Origin of the sequence: Dyadobacter koreensis, from assembly GCF_900108855.1 — a bacterium.
Classification (GTDB): domain Bacteria; phylum Bacteroidota; class Bacteroidia; order Cytophagales; family Spirosomataceae; genus Dyadobacter; species Dyadobacter koreensis.
In genome coordinates this window covers 267,568-286,823 of the sequence record NZ_FNXY01000006.1, presented here as the reverse complement: position 1 = coordinate 286,823, position 19,256 = coordinate 267,568, and the positions used below count along the sequence as shown (strand labels likewise).

At 42.1% G+C, this 19,256-nt stretch carries 15 protein-coding genes; 5 read left to right on the top strand and 10 right to left on the bottom strand.

Annotation, left to right across the window (positions count from 1 at the left end; translation table 11 throughout):
• Positions 1 to 55: 55 nt before the first annotated feature.
• From dnaK to BMY70_RS19925, 3 genes are all read left to right on the top strand, one after another.
• On the top strand, positions 56 to 1,960 hold the full coding sequence (dnaK, locus tag BMY70_RS19935; protein ID WP_090338046.1) for a molecular chaperone DnaK: 1,905 nt from the start codon (positions 56 to 58) through the stop codon (positions 1,958 to 1,960).
• Positions 1,961 to 2,050: 90 nt separating this feature from the next.
• Positions 2,051 to 2,353 carry a hypothetical protein gene (locus BMY70_RS19930; RefSeq protein WP_229209697.1) on the top strand — a complete coding sequence of 101 codons (303 nt, stop codon included), beginning with the start codon at positions 2,051 to 2,053 and terminating at the stop codon, positions 2,351 to 2,353.
• Positions 2,350 to 3,183: an SDR family oxidoreductase gene (locus BMY70_RS19925; RefSeq protein ID WP_090338045.1), complete on the top strand. Its 834-nt coding sequence runs from the start codon at positions 2,350 to 2,352 to the stop codon at positions 3,181 to 3,183. Before BMY70_RS19930 ends, BMY70_RS19925 begins: the two co-directional genes overlap by 4 nt.
• 41 nt (positions 3,184 to 3,224) lie before the next feature.
• Here BMY70_RS19925 and BMY70_RS19920 read toward each other — a convergent pair whose 3' ends face one another.
• A complete protein-coding gene (locus tag BMY70_RS19920) occupies positions 3,225 to 3,614 on the bottom strand; it encodes a hypothetical protein (RefSeq protein ID WP_090338044.1) in 390 nt (129 codons plus the stop codon).
• A gap of 156 nt (positions 3,615 to 3,770) precedes the next feature.
• On the opposite strand from BMY70_RS19920, the gene BMY70_RS19915 reads away from it, so the two are divergent.
• Together BMY70_RS19915 and BMY70_RS19910 are read left to right on the top strand one after the other, a co-directional pair.
• Positions 3,771 to 4,199, top strand: a complete 429-nt coding sequence (locus BMY70_RS19915; RefSeq protein ID WP_090338043.1) for a hypothetical protein — start codon at positions 3,771 to 3,773, stop codon at positions 4,197 to 4,199.
• A gap of 186 nt (positions 4,200 to 4,385) precedes the next feature.
• Positions 4,386 to 4,775, top strand: a complete 390-nt coding sequence (locus BMY70_RS19910) for a VanZ family protein (RefSeq protein WP_090338042.1) — start codon at positions 4,386 to 4,388, stop codon at positions 4,773 to 4,775.
• On the opposite strand, the gene pgi is transcribed toward BMY70_RS19910, so the two are convergent.
• From pgi to BMY70_RS19865, 9 genes are all read right to left on the bottom strand, one after another.
• Positions 4,754 to 6,403 (bottom strand): glucose-6-phosphate isomerase, encoded by a 1,650-nt coding sequence (gene pgi / locus BMY70_RS19905; RefSeq protein WP_090338041.1) that lies wholly within the window; start codon positions 6,401 to 6,403, stop codon positions 4,754 to 4,756. The genes BMY70_RS19910 and pgi overlap by 22 nt on opposite strands.
• 235 nt (positions 6,404 to 6,638) lie before the next feature.
• Positions 6,639 to 7,475: a sugar phosphate isomerase/epimerase family protein gene (locus BMY70_RS19900; protein ID WP_090338040.1), complete on the bottom strand. Its 837-nt coding sequence runs from the start codon at positions 7,473 to 7,475 to the stop codon at positions 6,639 to 6,641.
• A 409-nt stretch (positions 7,476 to 7,884) separates the two neighbouring features.
• The gene (locus tag BMY70_RS19895) at positions 7,885 to 9,081 is read right to left on the bottom strand and encodes a DUF5009 domain-containing protein (RefSeq protein ID WP_090338039.1); all 1,197 of its coding nucleotides are present in this window, start codon (positions 9,079 to 9,081) and stop codon (positions 7,885 to 7,887) included.
• Positions 9,078 to 10,172: a family 20 glycosylhydrolase gene (locus BMY70_RS19890; protein WP_090338038.1), complete on the bottom strand. Its 1,095-nt coding sequence runs from the start codon at positions 10,170 to 10,172 to the stop codon at positions 9,078 to 9,080. The genes BMY70_RS19895 and BMY70_RS19890 overlap by 4 nt, the downstream gene beginning before the upstream one ends.
• Positions 10,173 to 10,325: 153 nt before the next feature.
• A complete protein-coding gene (locus BMY70_RS19885; RefSeq protein ID WP_090338037.1) occupies positions 10,326 to 12,518 on the bottom strand; it encodes an alpha-galactosidase in 2,193 nt (730 codons plus the stop codon).
• A gap of 66 nt (positions 12,519 to 12,584) precedes the next feature.
• Positions 12,585 to 13,178 carry an HD domain-containing protein gene (locus BMY70_RS19880; RefSeq protein WP_090338036.1) on the bottom strand — a complete coding sequence of 198 codons (594 nt, stop codon included), beginning with the start codon at positions 13,176 to 13,178 and terminating at the stop codon, positions 12,585 to 12,587.
• A gap of 146 nt (positions 13,179 to 13,324) precedes the next feature.
• Positions 13,325 to 14,323, bottom strand: coding sequence for a sugar phosphate isomerase/epimerase family protein (locus BMY70_RS19875; protein WP_090338035.1), 999 nt, complete (start codon positions 14,321 to 14,323; stop codon positions 13,325 to 13,327).
• Positions 14,324 to 14,392: 69 nt separating this feature from the next.
• Positions 14,393 to 15,175 carry a hypothetical protein gene (locus BMY70_RS19870; RefSeq protein ID WP_090338328.1) on the bottom strand — a complete coding sequence of 261 codons (783 nt, stop codon included), beginning with the start codon at positions 15,173 to 15,175 and terminating at the stop codon, positions 14,393 to 14,395.
• Positions 15,176 to 15,232: 57 nt separating this feature from the next.
• Positions 15,233 to 19,072 carry a PVC-type heme-binding CxxCH protein gene (locus BMY70_RS19865; RefSeq protein ID WP_090338034.1) on the bottom strand — a complete coding sequence of 1,280 codons (3,840 nt, stop codon included), beginning with the start codon at positions 19,070 to 19,072 and terminating at the stop codon, positions 15,233 to 15,235.
• Positions 19,073 to 19,256: the final 184 nt, after the last annotated feature.

Sequence of the window (19,256 nt, the reverse complement as noted above, 5' to 3'; positions counted from 1 at the left end):
AAAGAATCTTCGTCACAAATTAAGAATCAAATAATTTTAACTTTAATATATAACAATGGGAAAAATAATTGGCATAGACTTAGGAACCACGAACTCCTGTGTAGCTGTCATGGAAGGTAATGAGCCTGTCGTAATCGCAAATAGCGAAGGTGCTCGTACGACTCCTTCTGTGGTTGCATTTATGGATAACGGCGAACGTAAAGTAGGTGCGCCTGCCAAACGTCAGGCAATCACCAATCCCAAGCATACGATTAGCTCTATCAAGCGTTTCATGGGTAAAAAATATGACGAGGTTTCAAGTGAAATGAAAACTATCGCATATAGTGTTGAAAAAGGCCCAAACAACACACCTCGTATTCCAATCGGTGATCGTTTATATACCCCACAGGAAGTTTCAGCTTTCATTTTGCAGAAAATGAAGCAAACTGCTGAGGATTATTTAGGACAAGAAGTAACAGAAGCAGTAATTACTGTTCCCGCATATTTTAACGATGCTGAACGTCAGGCAACCAAAGAAGCTGGTCAAATCGCTGGTTTGGATGTGAAACGTATCATCAACGAACCAACCGCTGCTGCCTTGGCTTATGGTCTTGACAAGCAACATATTGATATGAAGATTGCTGTTTTCGACTTAGGTGGTGGTACGTTTGACGTATCAGTACTTGAATTGGGAGACGGTGTTTTTGAAGTGAAATCAACTGATGGTGATACGCACCTTGGTGGAGATGACTTCGATCAGGTTATCATCAACTGGCTTGCTGCTGAATTTAAAACGGACGAAGGTGTAGATCTTACAAAAGATCCTATGGCATTGCAACGTTTGAAAGAAGCCGCTGAAAAAGCAAAAGTTGAACTTTCAAGCTCAACGCAAACAGAGATCAATCTTCCTTATATTTTCCCGGTAGATGGTATTCCAAAACACCTTGTTCGTTCATTGACCCGTGCCAAATTTGAACAATTGGCAGACAGCTTGTTCCAGCGTATGATGGAGCCTTGCAAGAGAGCGATGAAAAATGCAGGTTATTCAAACAGCGATATCAGCGAAGTAATCCTTGTAGGTGGATCGACTCGTATTCCTCGTGTTCAGGAAGAGGTTGAGAAATTCTTTGGAAGAAAACCTTCAAAAGGTGTTAACCCGGATGAAGCGGTTGCGGTTGGTGCTGCAATTCAAGGTGGAGTTTTAACAGGTGAAGTGAAAGATGTACTTCTTTTGGATGTTATTCCTTTGTCACTTGGTATCGAAACTTTGGGTGGTGTTTCTACGAAATTAATCGAAGCAAACACGACGATTCCATCGAAGAAAACGGAGGTATTCTCTACTGCTGCTGATAATCAGCCTTCTGTTGAGATTCATATTTTACAGGGAGAACGTCCATTAGCGAACCAAAACCGTACGTTAGGCCGTTTCCACCTTTCAGATATACCACCAGCACAACGTGGTACTCCGCAAATTGAAGTAACATTCGATGTGGATGCAAACGGTATCCTTCACGTTTCTGCAAAAGATAAAGGAACTGGGAAAGAACAGAAAATCCGTATTGAAGCTTCAAGCGGGTTGACAGATGCGGAAATTAACCGTATGCGTGAAGAAGCAAAAGCCAACGAAGCTGCCGATAAGGCGGAACGTGAGAAAATTGAAAAAATCAATGGGGCCGACAGCCTGATTTTCTCGACTGAAAAACAGTTGAAAGAATTTGGAGACAAATTGTCTGAGCCAAATAAAACGGCGATCGAAGGTGCACTTGCTGAGTTGCGTACTGCGCACTCGAGCCAGGATTTGTCGTCCATTGATACCGCTATGGAAAAATTAAACGCTGCATGGCAGGCAGCTTCTCAGGAGATGTATGCTCAGGGAGCTGAAGGCCAGCAGGGTGCTCCTGGAAATCCACAGGGAAATGGAGCCAGCGAAAGCGCCGGAGCGGAAGACGTCACCGATGTAAATTTCGAGGAAGTCAAATAAAGAATAAGAATTATAAAAAATCCCCTGCTTTTAGTTGGGGATTTTTTTTCAGCTCATTTTTTGAAAAGTGCGTAAATAATCTCCATCCGTATGACGTTAAGTTGGCTAAAATCCTGGCATAAGTTTTTATTATTGAGAGCAACACATTCATCGAACATCAAAACCAGTTCTACATTTATGGATAATATGATGACCTTGCCGGAGATGCGGTATTTGTCTCCAACAACTCGAGAAAAGGCAATGACCATTGCACAGGATTTGTTAAGGACTTCTAACATTTCTCCAAAAGACGCTGTTTCCAAAGCTGTTCTAATTGCCAAAAACTGGGCAGTCAAGAGTATAAACAGAAACGTTTGGAAAAAATTAAAGTCAATTGAAAAAGAAACGATATGATTGATTCAAACCAAAAATTTAAAGGACAGACAGTAATAGTGACAGGTTCCAGTTCGGGAATCGGTAAGGCATGTGCAGTTTATCTAGGTCAGCTTGGAGCAAATGTTGTCGTTAATTACAGCGCGAATGAAGAAGCGGCCAATGAAGTTTTAGAAGAAATAAAAAAAGGAGGCGGGAACGGAATTGTTGTAAAAGCTGATGTAAGCCGGGAGGAAGAGGTTAAGGCTCTATTCAATCGTACAATCAGCGAATACGGAAAACTGGATATTCTGGTAAGTAATGCAGGCCTTCAAAAAGACGCGTCATTCTTAGAAATGACCTTGCAGCAATGGCAGAAAGTGATCGACGTTAATTTAACAGGACAGTTTTTATGTACCCGCGAAGCTGCACGACAATTTGTTGCACAGGAAAAAGAAGCTTCCAAAGAAGGACAACCTGATCACAGCGAATTATCTTCCGGAAAGATTATCCTGATGAGTTCTGTACATGATATTATTCCCTGGGCTGGCCATGTAAATTACGCAGCTTCAAAAGGAGGAATTATGATGTTGATGAAATCTATTTCGCAGGAACTGGCACCGCACAAAATCCGTGTTAATTCTGTTAGCCCGGGAGCGATAAAAACGACGATCAATAAAGAGGTCTGGTCAGATCCGGAAAAATATAAAGATTTGCTTAAACTGATCCCATATAAAAGAATAGGGACGCCGCAGGATGTTGCCAAAGCAGTTGCCTGGCTCGCTTCCGATGATTCGGATTATGTAAATGGTGAAACGCTTTACATCGACGGGGGAATGACACTATATCCTGAATTTGCAGATAACGGTTGATATTTCATCAACCGTTATTTTATTTTTCATCCAAATTCAAATCATTTAATTATCTCAAAATCAGAAATTTTGAGATAATAATATTTCGTCCCTGCGATTGGTGGGACTGTATTTCTATCGTAAGGAAAATATTCCCCATCGAAGTTGATCGTTGTTATTCCTTCTTTTTCAATTTCAATACCAGCAACCTTATCACAGATAAATCCGGCATCTACTGAATCATAGGTTCCAGGAATAGATACGAGGATAACATACTGATTTTCGGTAGAATCATATAAAACTCTCCCGTTTTGATCTCGTACACTTTTGATGACCTCTCCCCTGTAACAACTTTCACTATCAGAAGTCGGTGAGGTTTTGTCTTCATTACAACCGGATATAATCAAGATCAGCACAGCAACTTGTAGCATCGCATTTTTTAGTCTGTTCATAACTAATTGACATTTAGCTTTCTGACAAGGACACAGAAGCATTGTTTAGGTTGTAATCGATCCGAAAGTATTTCCGCGAATATCATTTTTATTTCCTACACTTTGCAACCATTTCTCACTTAGGAGGGTCTTAAAGTTATAATAAAACCTTCTGCCATGAAAAAGCTCATTATTCTGACATTCCTGTATCTCACATGCTTCGCCTGTGAGACGAAAAAAGACGAAGCACCTGAAATCCAGGAACAAACTGTCAGTGCTCCTTATCGAAAGTCTACATCTGTAACTATTCAGGGACAAGCTCTGATTGTCAATATACTCGAATTAAATGACAGCCGTTGTCCTATAAATGCCGATTGTATTCAGGCAGGTAGTGTGGATCTTCAGCTTAGTGTTTCAGACGGCACTAATAAAGTGAACATTCCGGTATCGTTTAAATCAGATAGCAAAGCGTCCGGGCACCAGACCTTCTTACTAGGAAAGCAAAATTATTCTCTTGTGGTGCATGAAGTATTACCATATCCGATAACTGACAGAAAACCTGATCCGGAAGAATATAAAGTGAATCTGTCCATTGAGAAAATATAGTTAAATCCTCTTTCTGCAAGTGTGTAATGTGAAAAGCTGTTTTAGGGTCTAACCTAAAACAGCTTTTGCTTACTTAAACAATACTATTTAAATAATTTGATGGAGTAATTCTCGAACATGCTAATAAGGCCTGTTTTTTATCGGAAGTCCATATAAATTTACCGTCAAATATCATTTTGCAGATCCATGAAAATCATTTTCGCAGTTCAAAGTTTCTTTAATGTCTTCGCAAAAAATTCTTGGATCGCCATAATTTGGACTTTAATTATTCTGGCCGTATGTACCTGGCCCGGGCAAGACATCCCCGATCCTCCATTTCCAAATTTCGACAAATTGGTTCACGGCGGAATGTTTGTGGTTTGGGCCGTTTTGTGGCTTCTTCCTTATCCAAACAAGCGCAAACTGATAATCGTTTTAGGTATGGCTTATGGACTTGGTATTGAATTTTACCAACAGATTCTGCCATTTGACCGCACATTTGACTGGTGGGACGCAGTGGCAGACTCTGTTGGAGTTTTGCTGGGATACAGTTTCAAGACTCTGATTATTGACCGTTATCTCCAGCGCTTGTATTGATTGATCAGACCATTTGTAGAGCTGTCGTGATTTGATACAGGCCAGTCATTTTGAAGCTCAGGATAAATCTTGTTTGCCAGCTGTTTGCCTAACTCAACGCCCCACTGGTCGAAACTGAAAATATTCCAGATAATTCCCTGAACAAAAATCTTATGCTCATACATTGCCAGAAGACTTCCCAAAACTTTTGGAGTGATCTTTTTAACAAGGAATGAATTGGTCGGCTTGTTTCCCTGGAAAACTTTGAAAGGTGTCAGGAAATCAATTTCTTCCTGAGTTTTTCCAGCCTTTTTTAATTCTTCGCTAGCCTCTTCATACGTTTTTCCATTCATAAGCGCCTCTGTCTGAGCAAAGAAATTTGACAAAAGCATTTTGTGGTGCTCTCCGATCGGATTATGACTAACTGCCGGTGCGATAAAATCAGCCGGTATAACTTTCGTTCCCTGATGAATCAACTGATAAAAAGCATGTTGCCCATTCGTTCCAGGCTCGCCCCAGATTACCGGTCCTGTCTGATAATTAACAGCCTCTCCGTTTCTTCCAACATACTTACCATTACTTTCCATATCTCCTTGTTGGAAATAAGCGGCAAAACGGTGTAAATACTGATCATATGGCAAGATTGCATGCGTCTGTGCATCGAAGAAATTATTATACCAAACACCCAAAAGTCCAAGAATCACAGGAATATTTCTTTCCAGTTTTGTTGTTTTGAAATGATTGTCCATATCATGCGCACCAGCCAAAAGCTGTTCAAAATTCTGAAAACCTATGAAACAGGCAATTGATAAGCCGATAGCAGACCACAGAGAATAACGACCCCCAACCCAGTCCCAGAAGCCAAACATATTTTCCGGATCGATACCAAATTTTTCAACTTCGGCACGGTTTGTAGAAATTGCTACAAAATGTTTTTTGACATGCTCTTCCTCGCCGGCCTTCTCCAAAAACCAGCCACGGGCCGTCAACGCGTTTGTCATCGTTTCCTGCGTCGTAAAAGTCTTCGAAGCGATCATGAACAAAGTTGTTTCAGGATTCAGCGATTTCACAGTTTCAGCGATATGCGTACCGTCAACATTGGAAACAAAATGTACATTTAATCCTTTTTTCCCATAAGATTTAAGCGCCTCTGTAACCATGACCGGACCAAGATCACTGCCCCCGATGCCGATATTTACAATATCTGTAATCTCCTTCCCAGTATATCCTTTCCAGGAACCCGAACGAACCTTGTTCGAAAAATCCTTCATTTTAGCAAGAACCTCGTTAACGTCAGGCATCACATCTTTTCCGTCCACAAGAACCGGTGTATTAGAACGGTTTCTTAATGCAGTATGCAAAACCGAACGTCCTTCCGTCGCATTAATTTTTTCTCCACTGAACATCTGCTCGATCGCGTCGGACAAACCACATTCTTCGGCCAATTGAATCAGATATGATCTTGTACGGGTAGTAATTCTGTTTTTTGAATAGTCCAGAACGATATCACCGAAACGGATCGAAAACTTACGATGACGGTCAGGGTCTTCAAGAAATAAGTCTTTTAAGTGCTTTTGAGATATTGTTTTATGGTGGGTTTTCAGCTTCTTATATGCTGCTGTTTGATCAAAGGGTGTCGACTGAAGCATGAGTTGAACGTTTTTTATGTTTAGAAAATCAATTTAGTATGAAAGCATAGAGTAAAACAATTTACTGTTAGCCCGGCACAAAAGTAGCGTTTTAAGCCACTTTTGATAATTTAAATTACCTTAAAATTCAAAGTTTAGATATTAACAAACTGTTTTTCAACATGTTTAAGGATCAATAAAATAAACGTCAGGATAAGTGATAGAAAGTGCAAGACGAATTTAGCTTAATAGTAAATCAGCTTGCCTGACAGACGCCCCTGTAATATCCGACAGATTCGGCAATTCCGGCTAACGGGTCTTTCATATCCTTCTCGTATTCCAGGCTGCACATACCGGAATATTTGATTTTGCGAAGTGTTTTCACAAACATAGGAATGTCAATAACTCCCCGGCCAAGCTCGCAGGTTGTACCCTCCTTTGTTGCCGCCGTCACATTCTTCAGGTGTATGTCGAAAATTCTTTTCTGGTACTTTTCCAGATCTGCAATCGGGTCATTTCCATAACGTGCATTGTGACCCATGTCAAAACAGATACCAATTCTTGGATCCAGATCTTTTACCAGATTATAAACAGTCACTGCATTAGGGTACAATTTATCTCCCGGACCGTGGATGTGTATAGCGTAACGTATATCATATTCCTTGACTTTTTTATCAACATAAGGCAGGTCTTCATGGTTCGGAATACCAACAATTAGTTTCACCCCTATCCGCTTTGCATAGTCAAAAGCATTGTCAATTTCCTGAGTGGTTTTAGCATAAATTGGCCCGACAGCATAACCGGTTACATCGGATTGTTTTAATTTTTCATGAAACGCGGTGATTTGTTCTGTAGTGCTCGCATATGGCAAATGAAAATCCTTGATGCATAAATAATGCACATCGGTTTTTTTCATCATCGCGAGTGACTGATCAAGGTTGAAATGGACAAAGCTGAAACCAGCCATAGCCAGTTTAAAAAGATCCTCTTTTTTTTCTTTAACAGGTGTGGCAAAACTCGCAGCCTCAGAAACCATTGTCCCGGCCACCAGACCGGCGACACCTTTTTTTACAAAATCGCGTCTCGTATTCATCCTTTTATTTTTTTAAAGCAGACCCTTATTTATAAGGACAAATAACCTGAAATATACCATCGAACCATTAGATCGGCTTCGATGAAATGTATATTATTAACGAGTATTTGTCTATTGTCCCCCTACTTCACAGGATATAATTTTACTGAATCATTGTGGCAGAGCCGGAGATCAAAGGCATGTCCGGAGATGAAGGATGATGCAGGTCATTAATGAACACAAATTGGTAATTAGTGTAAAAATCATTCTCCGCTACTTTGAAGGAGATGCATCTGATCTAAAAAATTGCTAGATAAAGGTTGAGTGTGATGACGAGTAGTTCGCTGAGATGACGTGGACGTCGGAATTCCGGCAGAATAGTTTGCCTAAGTTCTGACGATCCGTGTCATCCGCTTCCAAAAAAAGCGATTTAAATTTTCAGTCTGATACCAATTTTATTAATCAATCCGGTCAGTACCACGACGAGAAGCGAAAAAATCAGGGACTTGATAATTCCAACCAACCCGGTTCTCACAATCATTGGTAAACTGATACCCGCAATTGTAATAACTGCATACCATATATAAGGAATCAGATAACAGGTAAGCGTTGAAGTTCCTGCGGGTTTCAGAATTTGTGCCCAGTTTTTCCTTCCATTTAAGTCGGTAAGCCAGTAAAAAAATGCAAAGGCAATGAAGCTGATTCCTGAACATATCCCCAGCCAGGAAGGCGTGGCTCTGATCTTTGAAATTCCCCAAAAAGGCCTGGTTCCGAAACCGTAGATCAGAGAGAGAATGCCCAGCGCAACCAAAATTGCGATGAAAGTTAACGGAGCTATACGATTTGAATACTTTCTGTAAATAACAGAAGCAGCAACGCCGCCCATGGTAAAACCGGGCATAGATCCGCTTCCCACAATCCAAACCTGCTGTTTTAGTTCATCAAGAAATTTCAGTACTCCGGCAAAATCCGCAAGATTAAATAATACAAAAAACAGCCACGCAATGATAATCAGTACTGTCCTGTCCAGGATGAAAAGATAAATCGTCGCGCAAAGCAGATAAGACCAGCCGATCAATCCCAGAATTCCGTACCAGTGAGGTTTCATCCAGGTAATATCATCCCCTTCGCCCCCTTTGTAAATAATTGCCAGCCCGGCCAGTATCATATATCCAATGAATTTGAGCAACGTATAAAACGACTTTTTTCCGGAATCTCCCGGATACACATTCCAGATCAGGAAGAAGCCAATAACCATAAATATTTGCCATACATATTTACTGATCATCATTTCGCTATGCGCGTTTTCAAGATTCACAGTAAAAAATCCCATCAGAAGCAAGGCAAAAGTCCGCTCTCCGATATGCATTAAAATAGTCGTATCGGTATCCCCTTTCGATTTTCGGTTTGAAATGGCAAAGGGAATTGACAGGCCGACAATAAAAAGAAAACAAGGAAAAATGATATCGGAAAAACCCATGGCATCGTCCGGGCCCGCACTGTGTTCCAGCCATTTTGGAACACCTTCGAGTGTCCAGAGATCATTTACAAAAATCATCAGAAACATCGTCACTGCTCTGAAAATATCAATGGAATCAAGTCGGTTCAGGGAAATTTTGAAAGTCATTTAGTATCGCTGTTAATCTTGTCAAAAAGTTGTGTAAAGCACGCTACCTGGCCGTCCGGCTTCTTCAGGTCGGTTTTCATCGCGTCCAAAGCATTCATAAAAGTACCCGCTCCTGACCAGACCGTTTGCATCATTCCTTCATACCGGCCGGCTAGTTTTGGATTTACGTTTGCTTTGTAGGATTTGTAATCGTCATATTGTTTCAAGGCAACGGCAGGTTTGTTCCAGACACAGGTAATTACCTGAAATCCCTTCATCGCAAGATATGCGGCAGGCGGCTCCGATCTTTCATAATGCCAGTCGCAGATCACAACATCTTTCGGAATTAAATCCACGGCGCGGAAAGTATTGTTTTCACTTGCTTCCCACATACCCATCCCAGTTGTCTTTCCATCCAGCAGCCGATCTCCCCAGATCCACAACTTCCCACCTTTTTCTGCTACATGATTCCGCAAAACGGTTACCTCACCTGCATAAAGCTCTGCCTTGTCTTTTCCAGAACAACGCGGACATTTTTCATCGCCGATATAAAAGACTTCATCCATACCTGCATGAAATTCTTTTGACTCGAACGCTTCCATGATCTCATCGACTAGTTCGAAGACGACTTTATGTACCTCCGGGTGCAATGGGCAGTAACTTTTACAGTACAACCCGTCAGCATTTGGCCAGACATATTTTTCGGGCATTTTCACATGAGGCGTCTCATCAAACTGAGGGTAAACTTTGAGCAGATTATAAACGGTTTCCGCCCAGGATTGATGTCCCAGAAGATTGATCTGCGGCATTAACTTAATGCCATTTGCCTTGCAAAGTCTTACAATCTGTTTGATCTGATCACCCGAAAGGGCTTTTTCATCACGCAGTTCCGGATGAGATTTAAACTGGTAATTCCAGTCGACCCGAAGAATCAGGGTATTCACCTTTCTTGACACCAGCTCTTTTTCAATAAAAGTCAGAAAACGCTGATGTTCTGCAACGGACGGGGCAGCGATACAGAAACCCCGGATTTCAGAGGTTGAGTCGGCTACAGGAGTATGACCGAAGACCCTGATGCTGCAAAGCATCAGGAATATTAAAAAGTTTTTCATTTTAACGGGTTCAGGTAAGTAGTTTCAAAATCGAATTTAAGGTTATTCTGATAATTATCTGCCTGAATAGTAAGTATCTGAATAAAAATCAGGATTACATGGACACAACATTTCCCATTTCCTGTTCGGACAACCTGTTGCAGATCAGAAAAATCATTCTAAAACCAGCCAGGTGTATCCTTTCGCAGCAAGTTTGACTGTCATCGAAACCGAATAGTCCCGATCAACAGAAAATGTCTTTTCAACCCCTTCTTTTTCTCTGATTTTTATTGAATTATGTTTTCCTGTGTAGTAAACGGGCAGCTTAATATTTCGAATAATATCTTCGTTCAGCGGATTATAGATCATTACCAAACCTTTCTCTTTCAATGAAGGATTCGCGTGCATGATCCCATCCCAATCTCTGCCATCGGCGCGTCGCAAATGGACCACATCGGAATTCAGGATATCTCTGTATTTTTTATACCATTGTATTACATTTTTTACTGTCTTTTTGGTTGTTTCCGTGTCATACAATCTTGGTCCGCGGTAACAAGCCTGAACTCCCGCCCCGTAATATTGCGTCATCAGCTGTTCGTAAGCATCCAGATGTTCTGAAAGTGGTTCAAGAATGGCATCGGGGCCTCCTCCCTGATATTTCGTAAGCGGTACAAATCCCCAGACCATCGACGGGGTTTCATTCCAGGACGCATCGTAAATATTCTGGCGGTTTAATAACATCTGCTGATCTCGTGACAAGGAAAAATTCACTTCGCGGTATCCCAGTGCTATTTTATTTGTCCCATCGAGAAAATACCAGTCCGGCGCGTTGACATATATTCCATTTTCATTACACCATCGATACAGACTTTTCTGCAATTCCATTTGTTTCCATTGAGAATCATGCAACCCTTCATGCCCCGGATGGTTTGTGGAAGCACACACATCACCTGGATATGGACCATCGTTTTCAAAAATATTAAACCCTGTGAGCCGCATAAAAAGTTTGAGCTTTTCCAGGTAAGCCAGTCCCCATTTACTTCCCATGCAGGGTGCATTACCAAAAAAAGCACCGCCTGGTTTTCCTGTTTTCGGGTCGATTACATCATCCTCCGGACTTATTTTTCTTGAACTGAAAAGCGAATAACTGCCAATAAAAATATTTTTACTATGCGCATAGTCGGCAAGCTCTTTCCATTTTTTCAAATTAGAAGCAGTGGTATCCTCCATGTTGCAATGACTTCCAAAACTCAGAATCAACGCTTCATATCCTGTTTCAGAACATTGGTTAATCGCTGTTTTAACCTCAGCATCATTCTTGCTGACAAGGTGCATAAAAATCGGATTGCTGGTTGTCCACGGCGCAATTGTCCTGTACATTTTACGGATCGCCAGCCCATTCCGTTCACGGTCATAGCCATCCTGCAAAAGTTCATAAGTCCGGATAGATTCAAAGCTTTCACCAGCTTTCAGGTTAATTCCAACATCAATTTTTGGATGCACTTCCAGCAGGCAAGGTGTTTGAAAACGATAATTTACCTGGGAAGTATAGGTCGAATCCTTTTTCCAATGCGTCGCCTGATCGCTCAGCTTGTAGCGCATCGCATTATTAAAAGCAAAATTATTTTCGACATAAATTCCGTTCGGGACGGCCATTTGTTCCGTATTTCCTTCCACCGCGCTCTCCTCTTCAACCACTGCCAGAATCTCGTTCACAACCTGATCCAGCATGACATTTTCGCCGGTATTATTTTGCAAGGTCACCCATTTGCTGAGTAAAGGAATTCCGTCATAAATTGAATAATGAACAGCCACATTGAACCCTTTTAATGCCGGAAGAGAAGACCTAAAATTGAACGTGACTGATTTTCCTGTTGCATTTTTCATGTTGCCCGTCCACATGGAGGTCTTCCAGTTGAGATAGGGTTTAATGTCTTCAACAGAATAATTGATGTAGTGAAAGGCGCTGTCGGAGGTTTTAAAAGAATCAATCCATTCAGGAAGCAGATAGGCATTTTCCTTCTGTCCATACAGCCCTCCGACTGGAAATGACTTTCCGTTTATGGTTAAACGCGCTTCCGCTTTCACGGCCCTTAAAAGCTGCTGATTATTGCTTAAATTTTGAAAATCAGTACAAGCCAGGTCTGGAGTGATCCGAAAAGTCCGCTTCAATAACCCGTTATATAAAACGATATTACGACCATCACTACTTTGAAAAACCCCCGCTTTGTCTGTTACCGGGCGAACAAGCCAGTCTACGGGTTTTTTATTTCCAAGTTCAGCAGTCCATATCGGAAGCTGCTGGGCGAATATTGGATTGAAGAAACAGAAAAAACAGAATGAAACTATTTTAACACGGGTGGGCATAATTTGTCAATATCTATGTTCAGGAATTTATCCCAAACATAAGAGTATTGACATCAATTTTTACTTTTAAAGTTTTTTCAAAATGCCGTTGGCCACACTTTCTTCGATTAGTTTTTCAGCATAATCCCAGATAGAGACAGAGCCGTTTTTAATGATTTGTTTTTTCTCATATACTTTCTTGTAATCAACATCATACTCTTTCCAGGTTCCTCCGTTGTTTGAAACGTTCTGAAGCAGCGGTTCCAAGCGGTCCATAGATTTTGCGAATTTTGCCTCATCTGTTTCACCCGCTTCGAACTCCTCCCAAATCGCAATCAAGTCGTCTGCCTGCTCTTTGGGAAGCAAACCAAAAATCCGTTCTGCAGCCAGCCTTTCGTCGGCTGTATTGACGTGATTTTTAGCAGTATCATAAATGAAAGTATCTCCCGCGTCGATTTCAACAATATCATGTATCAAAACCATTTTCACTACTTTCAATACATCAATAGGGGTATTTGAATGCTGAGATAAAATAATTGCCATCATCGCAAGGTGCCAGCTATGCTCCGCATCATTTTCATTTCGATCACTATTAAACAGCCTCGTGCGGCGCTGAATATATTTCAATTTATCAATTTCTTTGATAAATTCTATTTGTTTGATTAGGTCAGTAGTGTCCATTTTAGAAGCAAAAAGTTAATATAGCGCCTTTTCAGAAAAAAGTCCATAAATTTAGTAGGCCCGAAAATAGGAAAAAAGCCATCAAGGCTCAAATAAAAATGCAGGCTTCTGATGACCAGAACCTGCATTTTAAAGTTGAGATATTTCTAAGCCATCAAAGCCTTCCGCGCATATTCAACACATTTTGCCGTTTCCTTCACTGCATCTGAACCCGCAGGGATATCATATTCCAACTCAATGGTCGCGGGAAATTTATATTTATTTTTGCGCATCAATTCCAACGCCGCAATAATAGGCGTATCACCTTCACCCCAGGGCACGTTTTGTCCACCATTCGCTTTTGACTTCCGGTCTTTTGTATGCATACTGACGATATGCTCATGCTTAGCTTTAATCAATGCCAATGGATCAAAGCCAGCTGCGACATAATGTCCCATATCGAAATTAAGTGCGTTGAACTTTGACTGTTCCAACGCAACATCCCATGCGGTAAAAGTCTGCTGTAAATGGCCGTGGTATCCAACATATATCTTATTTTTAGCGGCAATTTCCCCTAAACGTTTTGTTTGCGCAGGGTCTGTGGGAAGCTCAACCGTAGCCTGATTTGCCCCTAATGCTTTGGCTGCCCGAAATGCGTAGTCGACCTCGGCATCCGTATTATTAACGCCCAGCGCAGAGGGTTTAAAAGCGTAAATACTCACGCCGGCGTCGTTGTACATTTTGCGAAGCTGAACAAATTTTTCCATGGGCGCTTTCGCCCGCCACTCTGCAATTTTTTTGGCATATTCCGCCTGTTCCGCCTTTTGTTCTGGTGTAAACTCAGGGCGCTGACCGGGCGCTCCTGTCGGACGAGGCGGGGCAATAGGCGCTCCCGCAAAAGTCTCTCCCGCAGGTCCCATTAATTCGATCGCACTGATATTACTGTCTAGACAATACTGCAAAACCTGCTCGGCACTGCTTGGCATACTCCGCCAGGAGTAACTGATCACGCCAATCTGCACTCCATTAAAAAGAGAGTTCGGTTTACCAAGTGTTTTTATATACGCCGGCATACCAAAGGTCGATTCTGATATGAGTGCCATACCAGCCAGTGCAAGTGAAGACGCGCCCAAAAACTCTCTTCTGGAAATTTCCTGATTTTTCATATTATTTAAAATTTTTGAAGCTGACTCAGATAAAATATAAAGTGTTGTCAGGGCCGAATCTATCGTAATTCAGAATGGATATTTGACATTTTCCGGCAGGGCTTCCACAACGACTTTCATCCATTTTCCATCTACCTTGATTACAATGATGTTATTATCTTTATCATAAAACATCGCACCGTTTCCGGCTCCCTTTAATTCTTTAAAATTGACATGTTTGGCGTCGTCAACAAAATTTTGCTCAGCATCTTTTTCAGGCTGTTTTTCAAGTATGTCCTCTTTTCCGATGTTACCCAAAGTCAGGGAATTTGTCATTTTCAGCGAACCATAAAAAATAGCTTTGTCCCTGCCAAAAAGAAATGAATGCTGCCTAACATCCGACCCGATCTTAAACCAGTTATAGGCATTTTCGGAATGATCATAAGCAGTGCCGTAGTAGTATGCTTCTGCGACCGGGCGATCCTGCTCCGTATGTTTATTAACAAGAAAGGTAATCCGTGACTTATCGTCGCTTGCATAGCCCTCAAAAACATGATATCCCCAGCGTTTCCGGTTTCTCTCATTCGCATTTCCACGAACCTGAATCATATAAGGCGTACTCAAAATGCCATCAATTGTAGTATACATTGGCGTGATCTTTGGATTAAATCCAAAATTATATCCCCGTTCTTTCCATTTATCCCAAGTGCTGTCAACATCAGAAGAGAGCACAACCCGATGGTTAACAGAATTTTCCGAAGCCGGAATTATTCTAAAATAATTGGACGTGAGCCCAGGTTTGGGACTCGTTTGTGCAACTGCTTGCTTGATAACGCATATAAAAAGCAGAATGAGCGAAGGGTAGTATCTCATAGCGGGATTGTTCAGTACCGTGTTCATATAAATAATCCTGAAAACCTGGTCTTGAAGTTATTTTGGTAGTTCCGTCTGTTTTGTCGTTCTCATATAGCCGATCAATTCGGTAATTTCTTTGTCCGATAAATTGTCCAGTAATCCGGAAGGCATCATCGAAACCGGAGTTGTTTCTCGAGTCTGAATATCTGATTTATTGATCGCAACAGCGTCCTGTCCGACAATCCGGAGCGTTACCTGGCGCTCAGTTTCCTTGGCAATATTCCCGACATAAGTCCGGCCATCACGTGTGGTGATCACGACCATTTTGTAATCATCCTGAATTTCTCCGCTCGGGTCAAGAATATTGCCAAGAAGATAATCAAGATTTGCGCGGTTAGAACCTGTAAGTTCCGGACCGATGATTCCGCCTTCGCCATACATTTTATGACAGGGCGCACAAGTTCTTTTAAAAATCAACCTCCCCTGACCGGCATTTGCCAGACCGACGTTTTTATCTGTAAGCAGATTCTTGTATTTTTTATATGCCTTTTCGTCAAATGCCACGTGATCAATCGGACCCCAGACTTCAACAAAGCCACTACCCACGACACGCCTCAACTGCCTGGCGACATAGGTCGGAATATCCTTTTTTGAAATCACATTTTTAGAAAGTGCCTGCGTTAAAAGCCATCCGGATTTTGGTCGTGATGCTAGTGTCTGGATCGCTTCCGATTTTTCAGGGGAAGTAAATTTTGGATAGCGTTCTATCAATAATTTGGCAAGCCCCTCATTATCAAACCCGGCCATCGCCCTGATTGCCTCCACACTTAAGTTTTTATCTTCAAGCAGGGCTGGCAACTCTTTAACAAGTTCCGGCCGCTGTCTGACTGCCAGCAACTGTAAGGATTTTTTACGAATCTCCGGAGCTGTTTTTTGATTTTTTAAAACAATGAGCGCATTTTTTGCAGCTTCTGTATCTCCAAAATGATTAGATATTTCCGAGGCAAGCTGCGCAACCGGTTTATCCTGTGATTTCAAACCATTGTAAACAGCATTCCAATTGGCTGGTGTTTTCAAATCCGTTCTACCTTCAAGTCCGTCCCGCATTCCTTCCAGCAATGAAATTTGATTGGATGTTTTCTTTCCAACCAGAGTCACCATTCGTTCAATCACGTCGGCATCAACCGTTCTTCTGGCAATAAATTGGGTGACCATCGGAATTCGACTTTGAACGGCCAGATCAAGGGCGCGCGCTGTGTTTTCCTGGACCAGGGGTTCAATTCCATACCAGACCATTTTCGGAAGATTATGGTCATTCGAGTCCTCTCCATGCGACAACAAGGCCTTTGCGATATCCCATCGGTCGTCATAATCCAGACGTTGCAACGCAGAAGCAAGATATAACCGGACGACGGCGGATTGATCCTCACGGGCTAGCTGCGTAAACCTGGCGATTGCTTCTTTGCCAGGTTTTTTATCTTCTGTTAGAAACTGGACCGCCCACGATCTGACGTGTTCATCGGTGTCGGATAGCGCACTTAGTAATGCCTCATTATCCAGACCGCCTGTTATCTGCAAAGCCCAGAGTGCGCGCAGACGGAAGTCGGGATTTGTATTTTTTTTATAAATCGTAAAAAGCTCATTATAAATTTCTTTTGACAAGGATTTCCTTGAAGCTCTGTTCTGCAAAATAATCCTGGCTCTTCTTGCATGCCATTCGCTTTTGCTGGTTTGTAAGCCGACCAGTTCATGATCCGATAATTTACCGAGATCTGCATAACGGCCTTCCCAGTTTTCAGCCTGAGATTTTTTTGGCATAATCCGGAAAATACGGCCAGTTTCCGAATTTAAGACATCAGATCCGCAAATGTCTGCGTCATGCCAGTCGAGCACGTAAAGCCCGCCTTCCGGTCCAACTTCCATACTGAATCCAACCCATTGCGCATTATTCGCCATCATGAAATCATCACCATGTTTTCCTGAAAAACCAGATCCTTTACGTTCCAGGATATCAGACAAAATTCCATGTTCATGAATATTTGCCATGAAAAGCTTGCCCTTTTCTGTTTCAGGAAACGCATCGGAAAGATAAACACGCGCTCCGCCATGTGCCGAACGGTGGCTATGGTCGGCAATGGTTTTGATATCGTTATAAACGTATGGATTAAAATGCTGCCCACCCTGACGATGATAAATTCCTCCTGGGATTACGTGCCACAAATGTGGAATAACACAGGCTGTCATCAACAGCTGCCCCTTTGCATCGTAGTCGATCCCCCAAGGGTTGCTGAAACCGTGCGCTACCACTTCAAATTTATCTTTTGTTGGATGGTACCGCCAAACTCCGCCGTTAATATCAGTTCCTTCTTTCAGAGTATCCGTAGGAAACGGATCATTATGTCTGAAAATTTTACCTTTGCCATTGGGCTTTCCAACTTTCGAAGGTGTCGCGAAACCCTGCAAACCATACAACCAACCGTCTGGCCCCCAATGAAAACTATTCAGCGTTTCGTGCCTGTCACGAATTCCCCAGCCTGTCAGACGGACTTCGACGGCATCAGCATCTGCCTTGTCGTCACCATTTTTATCAGGGACAAAAAGCAGATTTGGCGGTGCGCCGATAAATACGCCGTCAAACCCCACAGCAATGGCCGATGGAAAGGCAATTCCCTCCATAAAAACAGTCCGTTTGTCTGCCACCCCGTCGTGATCAGTATCTTCGAGAATCAGAATCCTGCTGTCTCCCGAATTGGAAAATCCTTTCCCACGTGATTCATAATCTTTGTTTTCAGCAATCCACATACGACCACGATCATCCCAGCAAAAAGCCATAGGCTGGGTCATCATCGGTTCAGAAGCCCATGCATTTACCTCAAAACCTTCCTTTACTGTCATGGCCGCAACTGCTTCCGTTGCACTTAAAAACTTTGCTTCCCTGCCCTCTTTCTGTGCAACTGCCCACAGAGCTGCGGTATTATAAGTTCCGTTATTACCGATAAAATCTCCGAAAGTTTTTGTCAGTTCGACATCATTCAGGAGCCCTGTATATATAACAAGCTCATGTTTTATTACCTCTGTTTCACCTTTCTTAATATGCCAGTCGCCTTTTCTCGCCCTTGCAGGACCAGCGCCAAGTTGACCATCCACTCGCCAGGTTTGCGGATACCCTTTATTTTCCGGATGATCGAGAATGGCAATATGCGCCAGGTCATTTCGTCCTTCAATCTGCATGGAAATATCCACCCACATGGCAGGCTGACCTTCTGCTTTTTCATTACGCTGGCGGGCAGCATTGACCACTTCTCCTTTAATTCCGGGTTTCCAGGGCATTCTGACAAAAAGTCCGCCGTAATCATATTTTCCGATCGTTACATCTGTTTTTGCTTCACCGCTCCATTCCAGATCAAGCAGATATTTCCCATCCTTTTGTCTCATCGACCAGTTTTGTGTTTCTGTTAAAACAGCCGTTCCCGTCGAATCAAGCAGATCATATACCGTTTGCCATTTAACTTCCAAACCTTTCGCTTCCAAAACCGTCGCGGAAACACGCCTCCAATAGCCATTGTCCGGATGATGAAAATAATCCCGTCCATTGACTCGGGTATAACCCCAGTAAATACCCGTCTGGTGTTTATGATGTCCGGGACTGTATTCTGTTAAAATCCCCTTTCCATCCGGCGCTTCGATGGGATGTAAATAAGGCCGAAAATTTGCTTTCGCATTTTGAACGATGATCGGTTTTGTCTCAGCACCCCGAAAAATGCTGATTGTTTCCAAGGACTTATTCTGAACAATACGCAGTACCGGATCTTTCGAAACAGGTGGTTCAGCATTCCTTTCTGCATCGTGAGACGGATACCAGAAGTTAATAACGAAAAAAAGTAAAAGGAAGGGAATTGATCTAAATGTATTCATACCAAAATGCCAATGTTTTGATTATCGTTGAGATCATAACATTTGGTATAAGCAGGAAACTAAATAGAAATACTGTGAATGTGAACATTTTGCCCAAACTTCTTCAGTCATTTTCTAGTTGAATAAATCCGAATATGATTCACATTTTAACTGAATATTTCTCCGGAATTTAATTGGTGAGAAC